The sequence below is a fragment of the Maribacter corallii genome (assembly GCF_047345415.1).
Taxonomy (GTDB): domain Bacteria; phylum Bacteroidota; class Bacteroidia; order Flavobacteriales; family Flavobacteriaceae; genus Maribacter_C.
The window spans coordinates 208387-222143 of the sequence record NZ_JBLFEP010000005.1 but is presented as its reverse complement, the minus strand read 5'-3'; the positions used below and the strand labels follow the sequence as shown (position 1 = coordinate 222143).

Sequence of the window (13757 nt, the reverse complement as noted above, 5' to 3'; positions counted from 1 at the left end):
ATAGTATAAAGTCTACTAACTATTCAACATGACCGGCATTACCAACATGGTCACATTTTCCCCTTCATCAAGACCATCCGAAGGAGTTAAGATCCCGGCCCTGTTCGGTAAGCTCATTTCCAATGAGACTTCATCTGAATTAAGGTTGTTCAGCATTTCCGTCAAAAAACGGGAGTTGAATCCGATTTGCATGTCGTCACCTTGATAGGCGCAGGTGAGTCGCTCTTCCGCCTTATTGCTATAGTCGATATCCTCTGCCGAAATATTCAATTCGGCTCCTGCGATTTTTAAACGTATTTGATGGGTGGTCTTATTTGAAAAGATAGATACCCTGCGTACCGAACTCAAAAATTGGTTTCTTGAAATCGTCAATTTATTCGGGTTTTCCTTTGGGATTACCGCTTCATAATTGGGATACTTTCCATCGATCAAACGACAGATCAATTCGGTGTCCTCAAAGCTGAATTTCGCATTACTGTCATTATATTCGATAAGTACGTCGGACTCACTTCCGGCTAAAATCCCTTTTAAGAGGTTCAAGGGCTTTTTGGGCATAATGAATTCTGCCACTTGTGATGCCGAAACATCTTCACGTCTGTATTTGACCAATTTATGGGCGTCAGTCGCGACGAAGGTCAGATTCTCCGGAGAAAATTGAAAAAATACACCGCTCATCACGGGTCTTAAATCGTCATTTCCAGCAGCGAAAATAGTCTTGTTGATCGCAGTCGCCAGGATATCCCCGAGAACGGTCGTCGAACTAGGACTGGCCAATTCAACGGCCTTTGGGAATTCTGCCCCATCAGCATAGGCAAGAGCATACTTACCATGATTTGAACTGATTTCAACGGTATTATTGTCCTCTACCACAAAAGTTAAAGGTTGTTCCGGAAATGTTTTTAAGGTCTCCAACAACAAACGCGCGGGCACGGCTATAGTGCCTTCATTATCAGAATCGACTTTTAGAACAGTACTCATGGTCGTTTCTAAATCCGAGGCCGATACCGTCAACTTGTTTTGTTGCAAGTCAAACAAGAAATTATCCAAAATGGGTAGGGTGTTGCTATTGTTGATGACACCGCCCAAAACCTGTAATTGTTTCAAAAGATAGGTGCTGGATACTATGAACTTCATGTGTTATTGTTTTTTCTTGATATGGCGAATATCGCTATTTTCATTAAATCAAAACCAAGCATTTATTAAAAAAAACACCAGTCGAACAAAGATATTTGAATTCGGCATTTTAGCGAAACAAACTTATTAACACATCCGTACCTTTTTTCGTAGGTTAACAGTGGAAATTATCCCAAGCCGAAAGCTACTGGCCGTCCTAAATCGAGTCGTACCAAGATGTGATGCCACGAAGGTCACACGATAGCATAGCCAGAAAACACAAACCACTTTGTGATGCCAATGTTTATAACTGAACAGCTAGAGAAAATCGATGCTGATCGTATCACGATAATCCAGCCCCAATAGGGTAGAGGCGCCACCGACGGTGTTGAGGTCACTTTTGTAAATGGCCAATTCAATATAGTCCGATGAATTGAACAGGGCCAAAATATCACCCGCTCCTTTTCGTTTGTTTTTTTCAAGGTCGAAGTTGATGATATCGCTATACTTATTGTGGATCTGCCGTATTTTGGTCGTGCGTGCATTCAGTTCGAATTCACGGCCTTTGCGATAAGCTTCGAAGAACTTCTTCTTGATATTGGTGATGACGTTGCCATAGTTGTCAATGTAGAGTACACTTCCGATTATTTTTTTTCCATTATCGGTTACACTAGGGAAGAAATCCCGCAACTCTTTTAGTTCGTTAAAGGGTTTGCCGACGACTTCTAAAGTGCCCCCTCGAGAGATGTGACATGCCACTTGAACAAAAACATCCATTACCGGAAAGGATCCGTGCACAGGATTCGGAATATTGATTTGCACTACTTTTTCCGGATTGATCTCCGAAGTCAACAATCCGATAACCCCGTTATTCGCCGCAATAAAGTAATGACCGTCAAGATATACAGCAAGATGCTGATTTTCCCTAGTAGGTTCCGAATCGACCCCGACAATATGAATGGTGCCTTCAGGGAAACTCTTGTAGGCATTGGAAAGTACATAGGCACATTCCTGAATATTGAACGGACCGATACCATGCGAGATATCAACAATTTTCACGTCTGCCAGTTCTTTGTAAATACTGCCTTTTAAGGCACCTACAAAATGGTCTTTAATCCCAAAATCAGTAGTTAACGTGATGATTGCCATGCAGCAATGTTGATATGTTTATGATGAATGAAGCTGATATTTGCTTACTTTTGAGACACAAAACTAAACAAAAAAATAGCCAGTAGAAATTATATTTCCAAGGCTCCATCTTAACATTTTCATTTTTGAACGAACTTATTCTAGAACTTACCGAAATCAGCCCTCGAGAGTTTTTTGGGCAGGGAAACGAGAACATCAATCTACTTAAAAAATACTTTCCGAAACTGAAGATCGTTGCGCGGGGCAATAAGATCAAGGTATATGGTGATGAAGCGCTTTTAGAGGAGTTCGACAAAAGGTTCGACATGTTGACGAGCCACTTTGCCAAATACAATAAGCTTGATGAAAATGCCATTGAACGCGTACTAACGAGTAACGGGGACGATGATTTGAAATCTTCCGAGAAAAGCGGTGAAACATTGGTACACGGTGTTAGTGGACGGCTTATCAAAGCACAAACGGCCAATCAACGCAGACTGGTCGATGCGGCCAAGAAAAACGACATGGTCTTTGCTATCGGTCCGGCAGGTACGGGAAAAACCTATACAGGGGTAGCCCTTGCGGTCAAAGCATTGAAAGAAAAACAGGTGAAACGCATTATCTTGACACGTCCGGCTGTAGAAGCTGGCGAGAACTTGGGCTTCCTTCCTGGAGACCTTAAAGAAAAGCTTGATCCGTACATGCAACCCTTGTATGACGCGTTACGGGATATGATCGCTCCCGAAAAACTAGCGCATTTCATTGAAAATGGTACCATACAAATCGCCCCTATGGCATTTATGAGAGGACGTACATTGGATAATGCTTTTGTTATTCTGGATGAAGCTCAAAATACGACCCATGCACAAATGAAAATGTTCTTGACCCGTATGGGAAAGAACGCGAAATTCTTGATTACGGGCGATCCCGGACAGATCGATTTGCCAAGACGGGTAATCTCAGGTCTGAAGGAAGCCATTTTGGTGCTTCAAAATACAGAAGGTATCGCCATTATATACCTAGATGATAAAGATGTCATTCGTCACAAATTGGTCAAAAAGGTTATCGAGGCGTACAAGAATATTGAGCACCAGAACTAGTTTGACCGTGAACGGATTTATGTAGAGGAGCAGCAGACAATGTAGCTTTGGTAGTAGGTAGTTAAAGTACTATTTTGAATAGATCATATGAACAACACGATAATCGATACTAACTTCAATTTTCCCGATCAGAAGAGTATCTATAAAGGAAAAGTACGCGAGGTATATGCGCTTGCGAACGATGTATTGGTAATGGTGGCCACTGACCGCCTCTCGGCCTTTGACGTTGTGATGCCCAAAGGGATTCCCTATAAAGGTCAAATACTCAATCAGATTGCTACCAAGATGATGGCGGCAACCCAAGATATTGTTCCCAATTGGCTGTTGGCTACGCCGGATCCCAATGTTGCCGTGGGGCATGCTTGTGAACCTTTTAAGGTAGAGATGGTCATACGCGGGTATATGTCAGGTCATGCCGCGCGTGAGTATAAGGCTGGACGCAGAATGCTTTGTGGCGTTCCCATGCCTGAAGGAATGAAAGAAAATGACAAGTTTCCTGAGCCGATCATTACGCCTGCCACAAAAGCGGAGAAGGGCGATCACGATGAGGATATTTCTCGAGAGGATATTTTGAAAAGGGGAATTGTCTCGGAAGCCGATTATATCATTCTTGAAAAATACACCAAGGCCCTGTTTCAAAGGGGAACTGAAATTGCTGCGGAACGGGGATTGATTTTAGTAGATACCAAATACGAATTCGGAAAAACCAAAGAAGGCGAGATTGTGCTGATCGATGAGATTCATACTCCTGATTCTTCTCGTTATTTTTATGTGGATGGGTATCAAGAACGGCAAGATAGGGGAGAAGCTCAAAAACAGTTGTCCAAGGAATTTGTCCGGCAATGGTTGATCCAAAATGGTTTTCAAGGTTTGGAAGGACAAACAGTACCCGAGATGTCGGATGAATACATTGAAAGTGTTTCTGAGCGGTATATTGAATTGTATGAGAATATTACTGGGGAAGTTTTCGAGAAAGCCGATATTGATAATATTCAAGAACGTATCGAAAAAAATATTTTGGCGTATTTGAATTAAAAAGACAGTACTATCATCATGGGATATTGGTGTCGTTTTCTGATTTGCCTAATATGTGTTCTTTCTGGAATACAACCACTAATCGCCCAAAAATCCACTATCAGTATTCCAGATAGTCTTGCTTTAGCTCCTTTTGCAAAAGGAACAAAGGTCGTGAACCAATGCACCCCTTGGCATCATTTAAAGTGTGTTTACATTACGGGGGGCGAGGTATATAAAGACGGTAGGGCAGGAAAAAGCACTCGGCATTGGTGGCGCATGTCCTATATTGGACAAGCCTGCACTGTGAAATACGGTACCGTATTCGGAAAGATTTTTGAAGGGATATTTGCGGTTCCCCATTATATTGGTGTGGGCATTGGCAATGGAATCGGTTATCTGGTGTATCTTGTTCGTGGTTCTGAAGAGAAAGTACGGGCGAGGCGACAAAGACGAAAAGAAAGCCGGGAACAGCGAAAACTAAAACGAGAACAGAAGAGGATAGTAGCTCATCTTTCTTAAATAGAAGGGCTATAGCGAATATACTTTTGAAAAGTGCAATTCTAAGATGTCTAGCAATCCAGATTAAAACGAATCAACAATCAAAACTCCTTTGTTTTCAAAGCTGTTCATATTTGGTAGGGCGGTGAGGACTTCTTGTAACGAAAGGGTGCGTTCGATCAATTTTTCGGGCTGAAGTCTTTTTTCTTTGATGAGTGCCAACATTTCAGGATATTTATGGGCTTGCATGCCATGGCTTCCCAAGATTTCCAATTCATTGGCGATAACTTTATCCATTGGTATTTTTGGGTGTTTATGATTTCCGGTCATCAAGCCGACTTGAATGTGTTTTCCGCGCTTTCTAAGACTATGAATGGAATTCAAACAAGTGATTTCACTGCCCAAGGCATCAAGTGAGACATGAACCCCTCCTTTAGAAACCTCATTTATCTGCGTTAGTATTGCCGAATTAGCCGTCGCATTTATCGTCGTGTCGGCCCCCAATTCCTTTGCTAAAGTCAAGGCCTCATCATTGATGTCAATGGCGATGACTTTTGCATCGAAAGCCTTTGCGATCATAATAGCCGATAACCCCACACCACCACAACCGTGAACGGCTACGGATTGACCGGCTTGCACCCGCCCTTGGGCAACTATGGCCCGATATGACGTGATAAATCTACAACCCAAAGTAGCTGCGGTACGGTCATCTATTTCATCAGGGAGTAGCACTAAGTTGGTATCCGCATAATCAAGGGCGACATATTCCGCGAAAGAACCCCAATGCGTAAAACCCGGTTGACTTTGATAGCCACATACCTGATGATTACCCGAAGAACACTCTCCACATGTTCCACATCCACAAACAAAAGGAACGGTAACCCGTTGCCCGACCTTGAACTTTTTAACATCGCGACCGATAGCGGCGATTTCTCCTGCGAGTTCATGCCCAGGTATATGTGGTAGCACAATATCGGGGTCGTGGCCCATCCAACCATGCCAATCGCTTCTACATAATCCGGTTGCCTTTACTTTTACGATGACACCATGCTTTTTTGGTGTAGGGTCCGGAACATTTTGAATCGTTAGCGGGCCTTGGAATGTTTCATATACTACTGCTTTCATGGCACTTTAATGGCATCTAAAAAGGGTTGCATCTTCAATATATCGATATCATCGCGTTTTCTCAATTGCCGTAGGAACCAACCTTTGTGTCCCGCACCGTAAATGATCAAAAACCGTTTTCCTTGATAGCGGTACTTTTCCAAGGCCTTTTCAATGTTCCAGTAATGGGCGATATTAATATTTTCCCAACCTCCAAGGCCCAATTCAACGTTGAAGAGTCGGTTATAAGGCTGTAGGGCGATATCTTGAATGCTATCGTAGGCATGGGTATGGATGAAATAAGGGTCGTTGACTTTGCCCGTGGAGCGGTATATGGAATCTGAACTTCTATTCCCTTCTTGATACGTTTTCCAATCATTTATTCTCGAAGAGTCGGCACTTATGGCTTTCAGCTTGGCGGCGCGTTCGTCGGCCATGGGCTTGGTCCATCCGGCAGTGGGAATAATCTCGAAGTCCATTTGTTTTGTAAGCGGAAAAACAACATCGGTATACTCGGGAAATCGCATAACCCGTGGTTCTGAAATGCTATCATCGCGAATGTAGCCGTTCATCGCTTCTTTAAAACGATTCGGAGGAATTTCGGCCAGAATAAAGTCCGGGTCGATTTCTCGAATCAACTTGGTCAAATAGGCCGTAGTATATACGGTATCGGTCAGATGGCCGCCATGAATCGTTCCGAGTACTAGCACTTCATTGGATAAATTGGCCGGCCGCTTTGTTTCATTGACTTCCTTGCAGCTGATGAGCAAAAGGACGAAACCGAGCAATAGGGTACTTGCGATTTTTGTGATCATTTCAGTAAGAGATTTAAAATATTTTCGATGGGCTTGAGTTCGGAAACTTGCGGAGTCACGGATTCAAGAACGCTAGCGCCCACAATTTCAAATCGGTCTTTCAGTGTTTGTATGCCCACCTCGGCTTCCGAAATGCTTAGGCCATTTGGAACCTGATAATATGTTTTCTCATAGGCTTTTGGATCCAAACAGTCAAAATCAAAATGTAGATATAGCTTGGTGATAGTCTTTGCTTCCAGAGTTTTCACTAAGGCTTGTGGGTCAAAGGTCTTTGGGGCATAGATGTTATCTTCTTCGATTCTGGTCTGCTCCGGCTGGTCAATATCCCGCAACCCGACATAATGAATTTGTGAAGGAGCAAGGGTTGATGCCAACAGGGCATTCATTTCGGGCACGCCTTCACCCAGTAAAGTTCGTAAGGGCATTCCATGGAAATTACAACTGACCGAATCACAGGGCCGGTTAATATCGGCATGAGCGTCAAACCAGATGACTCCTAAATTCGGATATTTTTTGTTCAAATACGACACAGGCACAATTTCCAAGCCGCAATCCCCTCCAATGATTTGCAGGGTATCGGGATTGCCTTTGTCGATTTCCGATTGTAGTCGTTCCAATTGCTCCACTATAGCGGAATAATTGTTGATGTTGTGTGCTTTTTGACCGTCAACTCCCGCTTTGATCGCAGATAGGCTTATTTGTTTGAAGCTGTTATCATTTAAGGACTCTAAAATGGTCGCTGCACCTAACGCAATGTTTTTTCCCGTTCCGGAGCCCTGCCACTGTGGAAAGTAGATTTTCATGATTATTTGGGATCAAGAGACATGACGTAGTCGTAGCTCTCATTAAGGTATTCGGCAAGCGTGTCCAGATCGTCCCACATTCGTTCCGGAATTAGGATGTATCCTCGCATTACCGCGCCATAGGATCTATAAATGGATGTGGGAAACTCTTGTATGTATTTTTCTTGAACCGTCTTTGAAAACCGAATGCCGATTTCACAATCTTTGTTGAATAATGAAAACATATGCCCATTGGCGGAAGTATAGGGCATGGTTTTTCCCTTGCGTTCAAATCTAGGGCATTTGGCGACCAAGGCATCATAGATTTTTAGTTTCTCTTCTCTCATGATCGTGTCTTTTTCGATGAAATCATTACTTCACTTTTTTGGAGACCACATAGAAATCGCGACTAACTTCCAAAGCAGATATATCCCCATCGATTTCTTTCGAGTTCCACGTTGTGGAAGGGGATAACCATGTTTTCTTTTCCCCGATTTGCACTTGTAAGGGCATCTTGAAATCGTCAACGACATTGGTGTAGCGAAATTTAATCGCAGCCCCATCAACTTGATACTCGAAGACCGGGATGTTGGCAGTTCTCAGGTATTGTTCAAAAATCTTGTCGAGATCCTTGCCGGAATTCTTGGAAACATAATCTTCAATTTGCTTGGTGGTGACCGTTTGGTGATAAAACTCTTTGTTTAAGCCCCTTAGGATCTCTCGCCATCGGTCGTCATCATCGATCAAGGTACGTAGGGTATGCAAGAGATTGGCACCTTTGTAGTACATGTCACTAGATCCTTCGTGGTTCACATCGTATGTGCCGATAATCGGTCGGTCATTTTGAATGAGTTTTCGCGTGCCGATTACATAATCCGCTGATGCTTCTTTTCCGTAGTAATAATCCAGAAAGAGATTTTCCGAATAGGCCGTGAAACCCTCATGGATCCACATGTCGGCAATGTCTTTGTAGGTAATGTTGTTCGCGAACCATTCGTGGCCCGCTTCGTGAATAATGATAAAGTCGAATTTTAGGCCCCAACCCGTACCTGACAAATCCTTACCTAAATAGCCTTTTTTCCATTGATTGCCATAGGTGACCGAACTCTGATGCTCCATGCCCAAATAGGGTACTTGTACCAATTTAAAGCTGTCTTCGTAAAAGGGGTAGGGGCCGAACCAATGTTCAAAGGCCTTCATCATCTTAGGTGCGTCCTTGAAGTGCTCTTTGGCTTTTTCAAGATCATCTTTTAGCACCCAATAGTCTAGATCAAGGGTTCCTTTTTCGCCCTCATAGGGTTCTCCAAAATAGACATAATCCCCGATGTTCACATTGACGCCATAGTTGTTGATCGGATTGGCCACAAACCATTCGTATAATTTGTAACCGCCATGCTCGTATTCATATTCTTCTCGCAGTCTTCCGTTTGCTACGGCTATCAAATCTTTAGGAACATCGATTGCGATTCGCATACTGTCCACTTCATCATACATATGGTCTTTGTTGGGCCACCAAGCACTAGCCCCGAGGCCTTGACATGACGTGGCCACAAAATCTTTTCCGTTGTCGTCCTTACTCCATGAAAATCCGCCATCCCAAGGGGCACGAACGGCTTCTTTTGGGTTGCCGGCATATTGCACATAGAGTTGATTGTATTCTCCCGGAACCTGTTTCTTTTTCAAGTTGATGAAATAAGCGGGTCCGATTCGGCCATAATCAAGTGGTTCGTTGTCTTGCGAAATACCGGTAATTTCCAAAGGTTCTTGTAAATCGATCTGAATGACATTGTTTTCTTCAAGAACCTTGTAGTGAATCATATTGTAGCCCGAGATGTATTTTTTATCGGGTTGCACTTTGATGTTAAGGTCATAATAGCTCAGATCCCACCAAGCGCGCTCTGGTGTGATGCTTCCACGGAGGGTATCTTGTTTGGTAAAGGTCTGACCGTGTGCCATGACCGCAACCAGGAACATTGCCGATATCAGTACTAATTTTTTAACCATGTCTTGAACTTTATGGAATTATAGCGTTCTCGCTTTTAAAAAGGATAAATCTTTGACTGCAGTGTCATCATACAATTCATCGAAATACCGCATTTGGAAAGACCACCGGACTTTCAAAGCCATCTTTGCCCACGGCGGAAACTCCAAAAAAGAAGTTGTCAATAACGATTCCTTCCAATGTATATGCCGTTACATCACCAACGGAACGGCTATGGTCCCAGGTAGGCGAGGTAGTATCGCGCCAATAAATCTTATATCCGACGGCCCCTTCGACCTTACTCCATCGGAATTTTGCTGATGGTTCCACAATACCTCCGATTTCCACTTTTTCAGGAGCTGGAGGTGCCCAGGCCAAAGAGGCCAGGTTTATGGCGTTGACCGCGGTCAATTTTTTGGCATAGTCAAAATTCACGTGTTCCAGTACGTCCCCATAATCGATACCATTTTCGATACGAATGTCTTGATGCTGTTGGGTGTAGTTTTCATGGGCCTCCATAATTCGAATACCGGCATATCCAGCATCGTTGAACGGACGGTGGTGCCCCCCTCTTCCAAATCGGTCAAGGCGATAGATCATCATGGGGTTCATTTCGGGCATATAGGTTTTTGTTGTCTTGTGCACATAACGCGCCAGTTGTCTTGAAACACCGTCAACCTCTCCACCATAAAAACGTCTGGCCCTGCGCTGCTCTTCGCTTTCCGTTGCCGGTACGGGTTCGGAAAAAATTCTAAAATCACGATTACTGATCACTCCGTCAACTCCTTTGATATTGCCGATCATATCATTATTGAAAATACCGATGATATCCCAACCATTCGCTTTCATTTGCTTTACGAGACCTTGTCCCCCAAAAAGACCTTGTTCTTCGCCTGAAAGACCTAAATAAATGACACTGCTTTCAAATTTATACTTTGAGAGTACCCTGGCCGCTTCAATAGTGCCTGCCATTCCACTGGCATTATCATTGGCCCCTGGCGAATCATCTGTAAAGTTGGTTGGATCACTGACGCGCGAGTCGATATCACCGCTCATGATGATATATCGGTTCGGATATTTAGTGCCTTTTTGAATGGCGACAACATTGACCACATAAACATCTTTGACGATGCGTTGGTTCGTACCCTTTTTTACCAAATCACGTTGGAAGGATACATCGAGACAAGAACCACAAGCCTCTGATATTTTATCGAACTCACTTTTTATCCAACGCCGGGCCGCCCCGATCCCCCGAGTTGTTGAAACCGTATCACTTAAGGTATGTCGCGTTCCGAAATTGGCGAGGGTGGTGATGTCCTTTTCAATGCGTTCGGTGGAAACGGCATCGATGATGTCGTAGATGCGTGAATCGGATTGAGAGAAACCGAAAGCGGAAATCAGTAAAAGGACGAGTAATGATTTTTTCATAGTAGTAATTTTGTATTAGGGCAGTTGTGATGCCTAGAAGTGAATTTTCAAAAGTGTTTATTTAAGGTACAATGTATTAATTTTAAGTGGATTTCTGAGCCAATTGCCATAGGCCAATTATGGGGCCTAACGCAAGAATCAAAAAGAGATATTGAGGATTTTGTCTTTCCGCTAGGTATACGAGCAATTGTATGCTTAAAATACTGATGGCAAAACCGATACAGTTGACCAGGGTCAGTCCTGTACCTTTCAGTTCGTGGGGCAATGCACCAGCGACCAAATTGGAAAATTGAGGGGAATCGGCAGTCACAGCCATACCCCAAAAACACCATCCGGCTAAAAAAAAGAAGGTGGGGGCTTGAAACAATACTGGCGAGAGCAAACAAAAAGCCCCGGATACAAAGAGGGCGGCGGAGGCTACCTTCTTGCTACCGGTAAATTGTGAAACTAGACCACCGATCATACAAGAGACTCCTCCCAAAGCGATGATAATCCCTGTCCAAAAGGGAATGGATAGCGTTTGCCCATTCATGTAATTGAACGTTTGAATGGCCAAGGGCGTAAAAGCCCAAAAGGCGTATAATTCCCACATGTGTCCAAAATAACCGAATGCGGCCTTACGAAACCCAGAGATCTTGAATAACTTGACACCCGAGCTCAGTTGCAATTCGGTACTGGGTTTCCGAAATGGGCCGTTGGGGACAAGAAACCATATCGACAATCCACCGAGGGCAGCCAGTAACGAAGTTGTCTTGATGACCAAGTCAGGGTTTGAACCCCAATCCGTACCACTCAATAGATAGGGAAAAGCACTACCCAGTACCAATGCGCCTACCAAATAACCCAAAGCGCGGCCCAACCCTTTTTCGTAATAGTCCGCTGCGATTTTCATTCCGACGGGATAAATACCGGCCAAGAAAAACCCAGTGGCAAATCGGGCCAAAAGCAAGTTCCATGTGGTGATTTCTTCTGAAAGGAGCATCAGGTTGGCCAGGGCGCCTAAAATGGCACAGATCAAGAAAACACGTGAAGGGGAATAACGATCGGCGACCATCAACAAGGCGAAAAGCAAGGTGCCTGTTATAAATCCCAACTGCACGGAGGATAGTACATAACCTATGATTTCTGTACCCAAGCCGGTTTTGAGGGTGAGTTCTTCGATAATGGAATTCCCAGCAAACCATAAGGAAGTGCTAGCGAATTGAGCGCCGATGATGACAGGTAAAATATGCCATGGTCTATTCAAAATGTACTAGCGTAAGAAAGTGACTTTGGCGATTTTTCCATCCGACACCTCGTAAATGGCTACGGCACTGAAATTATTGCCATTGGCAGTGATATATTCCTCATCGATGACTATATTTTTAATGACCATACGGTTTTTGATTTCACAGTTCAGATCTGGAGTGGATTCAAAATAGCCGCCATAGCCTTTTCGCATCTCCTCTTTGCCCTTAGATCTTCTTTGTGAGGGAAAATTAAAGAGTTCGATGTCATCGGTGTAGGTTTCAAGAAAACCTTCAATATCCCTGTTGTTATAAGCATCGAGCTGTTCTTGTACTATGGTTTCCGGATTGGGTGACTCTTGGTCAAAAATAAAGGTCATACTATCAATAGTACCATTACTCACTTCGTATAGGGCTATCTGCATTTGTACTATAGTACCATTGGTATTGGTTACTTTCTCATGATCGATGACCTTATTTCCGATGGTAATCCGTTTCACCACCTCCACATCATACTGCTTATTATCAGGAGAAAGCCCATTGTAGTTCGATCGCATTCGTTCGTGTCCTACATAAAGGGTGTCGTTCGGAAATTTGGCAACCAGAACATTTTCCGAATAGCAATTAACGAAAGCATCGAGGTCTCCGGCATTGTATGAATCTACTTGTTTTTGTACGATCTTACCCGGGTGTTCTTCGGCGACCAAAGCCAAATAGTTTCCGTCCGGACTGACGGCCATTCGTGAAATAGTACCGAGTTCCCCTAAAGCGGAGAGGCTAATAGTTGCTGGGCTTCCTTCTGATTCTGGTAAAAAAGTATAGATTAGGTCACCAAATGGAACAAGTATTTGGCCATCGGGTAACCACGCGATATCTTCGACCCCCTGAGGTAAATTGGTCAATAGGGCTGTTGCCCCCGTGGTAGGGTGTATTGATTTGGCCTGCCAAGGGGTTTCATCTTTGGCGATATAGCTCACCAAATCGGTATTTGGGATTTTATGTAAGGCCCGACCAACATTTTTTTGAACCGTATGGCTAGTGTTGTCTTTTAGGTTGCTGACCACTAGATCCATTCTATTTTCCGTCAGAATAGTGTGTACCAGTACGGTGTCGGAATACCAGACATGATACCCCACTTTTGCGTCTTTGAGAATCGGTTGTGATGTTCCGCTTTTCATTTCATACCGATACAGACGCTGTAGGCCAGTGGTATCCAAACGAATTGCGGAAATAGCATCAGCGCCTGGTATTTTTAAGGGGGAATATTCACCTCCTCCAGGGGTATCGTTCACCCATGAAGTTCCACCTGATTCGATACTATACTGGGCAATGTCGGTTTGGTCATGGCGTGTACGGGCGAATAGAATTTCAGAATTGCCATTGAATGAGGGTTGGTTATCGTACCCTGGATTCTTTGAGATATTCCTTAGGTTCGTCAGTGTTGTTTTCCCATTGTTAGTTGACAAATCGCCGAGGTATACCTCTGTATTCGACTGTGCATAAGTAAAAAATGTAACCCATAGGAAAATTGGACAAAGTAATTTTTTCATAAAGGACGGTTTTGG

The 13757-nt window shown here is 43.7% G+C and carries 13 protein-coding genes; 3 read left to right on the top strand and 10 right to left on the bottom strand.

The annotated features are described in order from the left end of the window. Positions 1–15 precede the first annotated feature (15 nt). On the bottom strand, positions 16–1134 hold the full coding sequence (gene dnaN, locus ACKWCA_RS18470; RefSeq protein ID WP_413979709.1) for a DNA polymerase III subunit beta: 1119 nt from the start codon (positions 1132–1134) through the stop codon (positions 16–18). Between the two features lie 297 nt (positions 1135–1431). Then, positions 1432–2262 carry an SAM hydrolase/SAM-dependent halogenase family protein gene (locus tag ACKWCA_RS18465; protein WP_413979708.1) on the bottom strand — a complete coding sequence of 277 codons (831 nt, stop codon included), beginning with the start codon at positions 2260–2262 and terminating at the stop codon, positions 1432–1434. A 125-nt stretch (positions 2263–2387) separates the two neighbouring features. On the opposite strand from ACKWCA_RS18465, the gene ACKWCA_RS18460 reads away from it, so the two are divergent. From ACKWCA_RS18460 to ACKWCA_RS18450, 3 genes are all read left to right on the top strand, one after another. Continuing rightward, positions 2388–3341: a PhoH family protein gene (locus ACKWCA_RS18460; RefSeq protein ID WP_413979707.1), complete on the top strand. Its 954-nt coding sequence runs from the start codon at positions 2388–2390 to the stop codon at positions 3339–3341. An 87-nt stretch (positions 3342–3428) separates the two neighbouring features. Next, positions 3429–4376, top strand: coding sequence for a phosphoribosylaminoimidazolesuccinocarboxamide synthase (locus ACKWCA_RS18455; protein ID WP_413979706.1), 948 nt, complete (start codon positions 3429–3431; stop codon positions 4374–4376). An 18-nt stretch (positions 4377–4394) separates the two neighbouring features. After that, entirely contained in the window at positions 4395–4877 is a 483-nt protein-coding gene (locus tag ACKWCA_RS18450) for a hypothetical protein (RefSeq protein WP_413979705.1), read from the top strand. 63 nt (positions 4878–4940) lie between these two features. Here ACKWCA_RS18450 and ACKWCA_RS18445 read toward each other — a convergent pair whose 3' ends face one another. The 8 genes from ACKWCA_RS18445 to ACKWCA_RS18410 all read right to left on the bottom strand — a co-directional run bounded on the left by ACKWCA_RS18445 (position 4941) and on the right by ACKWCA_RS18410 (position 13742). Next, entirely contained in the window at positions 4941–5981 is a 1041-nt protein-coding gene (locus ACKWCA_RS18445) for a zinc-dependent alcohol dehydrogenase family protein (protein WP_413979704.1), read from the bottom strand. Next, positions 5978–6775 carry a hypothetical protein gene (locus ACKWCA_RS18440; protein WP_413979703.1) on the bottom strand — a complete coding sequence of 266 codons (798 nt, stop codon included), beginning with the start codon at positions 6773–6775 and terminating at the stop codon, positions 5978–5980. The genes ACKWCA_RS18445 and ACKWCA_RS18440 overlap by 4 nt, the downstream gene beginning before the upstream one ends. After that, positions 6772–7578 carry an arginase family protein gene (locus tag ACKWCA_RS18435; protein WP_413979702.1) on the bottom strand — a complete coding sequence of 269 codons (807 nt, stop codon included), beginning with the start codon at positions 7576–7578 and terminating at the stop codon, positions 6772–6774. Before ACKWCA_RS18435 ends, ACKWCA_RS18440 begins: the two co-directional genes overlap by 4 nt. A 2-nt stretch (positions 7579–7580) precedes the next feature. Beyond that, the gene (locus tag ACKWCA_RS18430) at positions 7581–7904 is read right to left on the bottom strand and encodes a hypothetical protein (protein ID WP_413979701.1); all 324 of its coding nucleotides are present in this window, start codon (positions 7902–7904) and stop codon (positions 7581–7583) included. A 25-nt stretch (positions 7905–7929) separates the two neighbouring features. After that, the gene (locus tag ACKWCA_RS18425; RefSeq protein ID WP_413979700.1) at positions 7930–9561 is read right to left on the bottom strand and encodes a M1 family metallopeptidase; all 1632 of its coding nucleotides are present in this window, start codon (positions 9559–9561) and stop codon (positions 7930–7932) included. Between the two features lie 76 nt (positions 9562–9637). Continuing rightward, entirely contained in the window at positions 9638–10966 is a 1329-nt protein-coding gene (locus ACKWCA_RS18420) for a M28 family metallopeptidase (RefSeq protein ID WP_413979699.1), read from the bottom strand. Between the two features lie 82 nt (positions 10967–11048). Beyond that, on the bottom strand, positions 11049–12212 hold the full coding sequence (locus ACKWCA_RS18415) for an MFS transporter (protein WP_413979698.1): 1164 nt from the start codon (positions 12210–12212) through the stop codon (positions 11049–11051). Between the two features lie 6 nt (positions 12213–12218). Further along, a complete protein-coding gene (locus tag ACKWCA_RS18410) occupies positions 12219–13742 on the bottom strand; it encodes a nuclear transport factor 2 family protein (protein WP_413979697.1) in 1524 nt (507 codons plus the stop codon). Positions 13743–13757 lie beyond the last annotated feature (15 nt).

What these genes read in the sequence shown, in the direction of transcription:
- dnaN (WP_413979709.1), bottom strand. Translation starts at nt 1,134, where the DNA reads ATGAAGTTCATAGTATCCAGCACCTATCTTTTGAAACAATTACAGGTT.
- ACKWCA_RS18465 (WP_413979708.1), bottom strand. Translation starts at nt 2,262, where the DNA reads ATGGCAATCATCACGTTAACTACTGATTTTGGGATTAAAGACCATTTT.
- ACKWCA_RS18455 (WP_413979706.1), top strand. Translation starts at nt 3,429, where the DNA reads ATGAACAACACGATAATCGATACTAACTTCAATTTTCCCGATCAGAAG.
- ACKWCA_RS18450 (WP_413979705.1), top strand. Translation starts at nt 4,395, where the DNA reads ATGGGATATTGGTGTCGTTTTCTGATTTGCCTAATATGTGTTCTTTCT.
- ACKWCA_RS18445 (WP_413979704.1), bottom strand. Translation starts at nt 5,981, where the DNA reads ATGAAAGCAGTAGTATATGAAACATTCCAAGGCCCGCTAACGATTCAA.
- ACKWCA_RS18440 (WP_413979703.1), bottom strand. Translation starts at nt 6,775, where the DNA reads ATGATCACAAAAATCGCAAGTACCCTATTGCTCGGTTTCGTCCTTTTG.
- ACKWCA_RS18435 (WP_413979702.1), bottom strand. Translation starts at nt 7,578, where the DNA reads ATGAAAATCTACTTTCCACAGTGGCAGGGCTCCGGAACGGGAAAAAAC.
- ACKWCA_RS18430 (WP_413979701.1), bottom strand. Translation starts at nt 7,904, where the DNA reads ATGAGAGAAGAGAAACTAAAAATCTATGATGCCTTGGTCGCCAAATGC.
- ACKWCA_RS18425 (WP_413979700.1), bottom strand. Translation starts at nt 9,561, where the DNA reads ATGGTTAAAAAATTAGTACTGATATCGGCAATGTTCCTGGTTGCGGTC.
- ACKWCA_RS18420 (WP_413979699.1), bottom strand. Translation starts at nt 10,966, where the DNA reads ATGAAAAAATCATTACTCGTCCTTTTACTGATTTCCGCTTTCGGTTTC.
- ACKWCA_RS18410 (WP_413979697.1), bottom strand. Translation starts at nt 13,742, where the DNA reads ATGAAAAAATTACTTTGTCCAATTTTCCTATGGGTTACATTTTTTACT.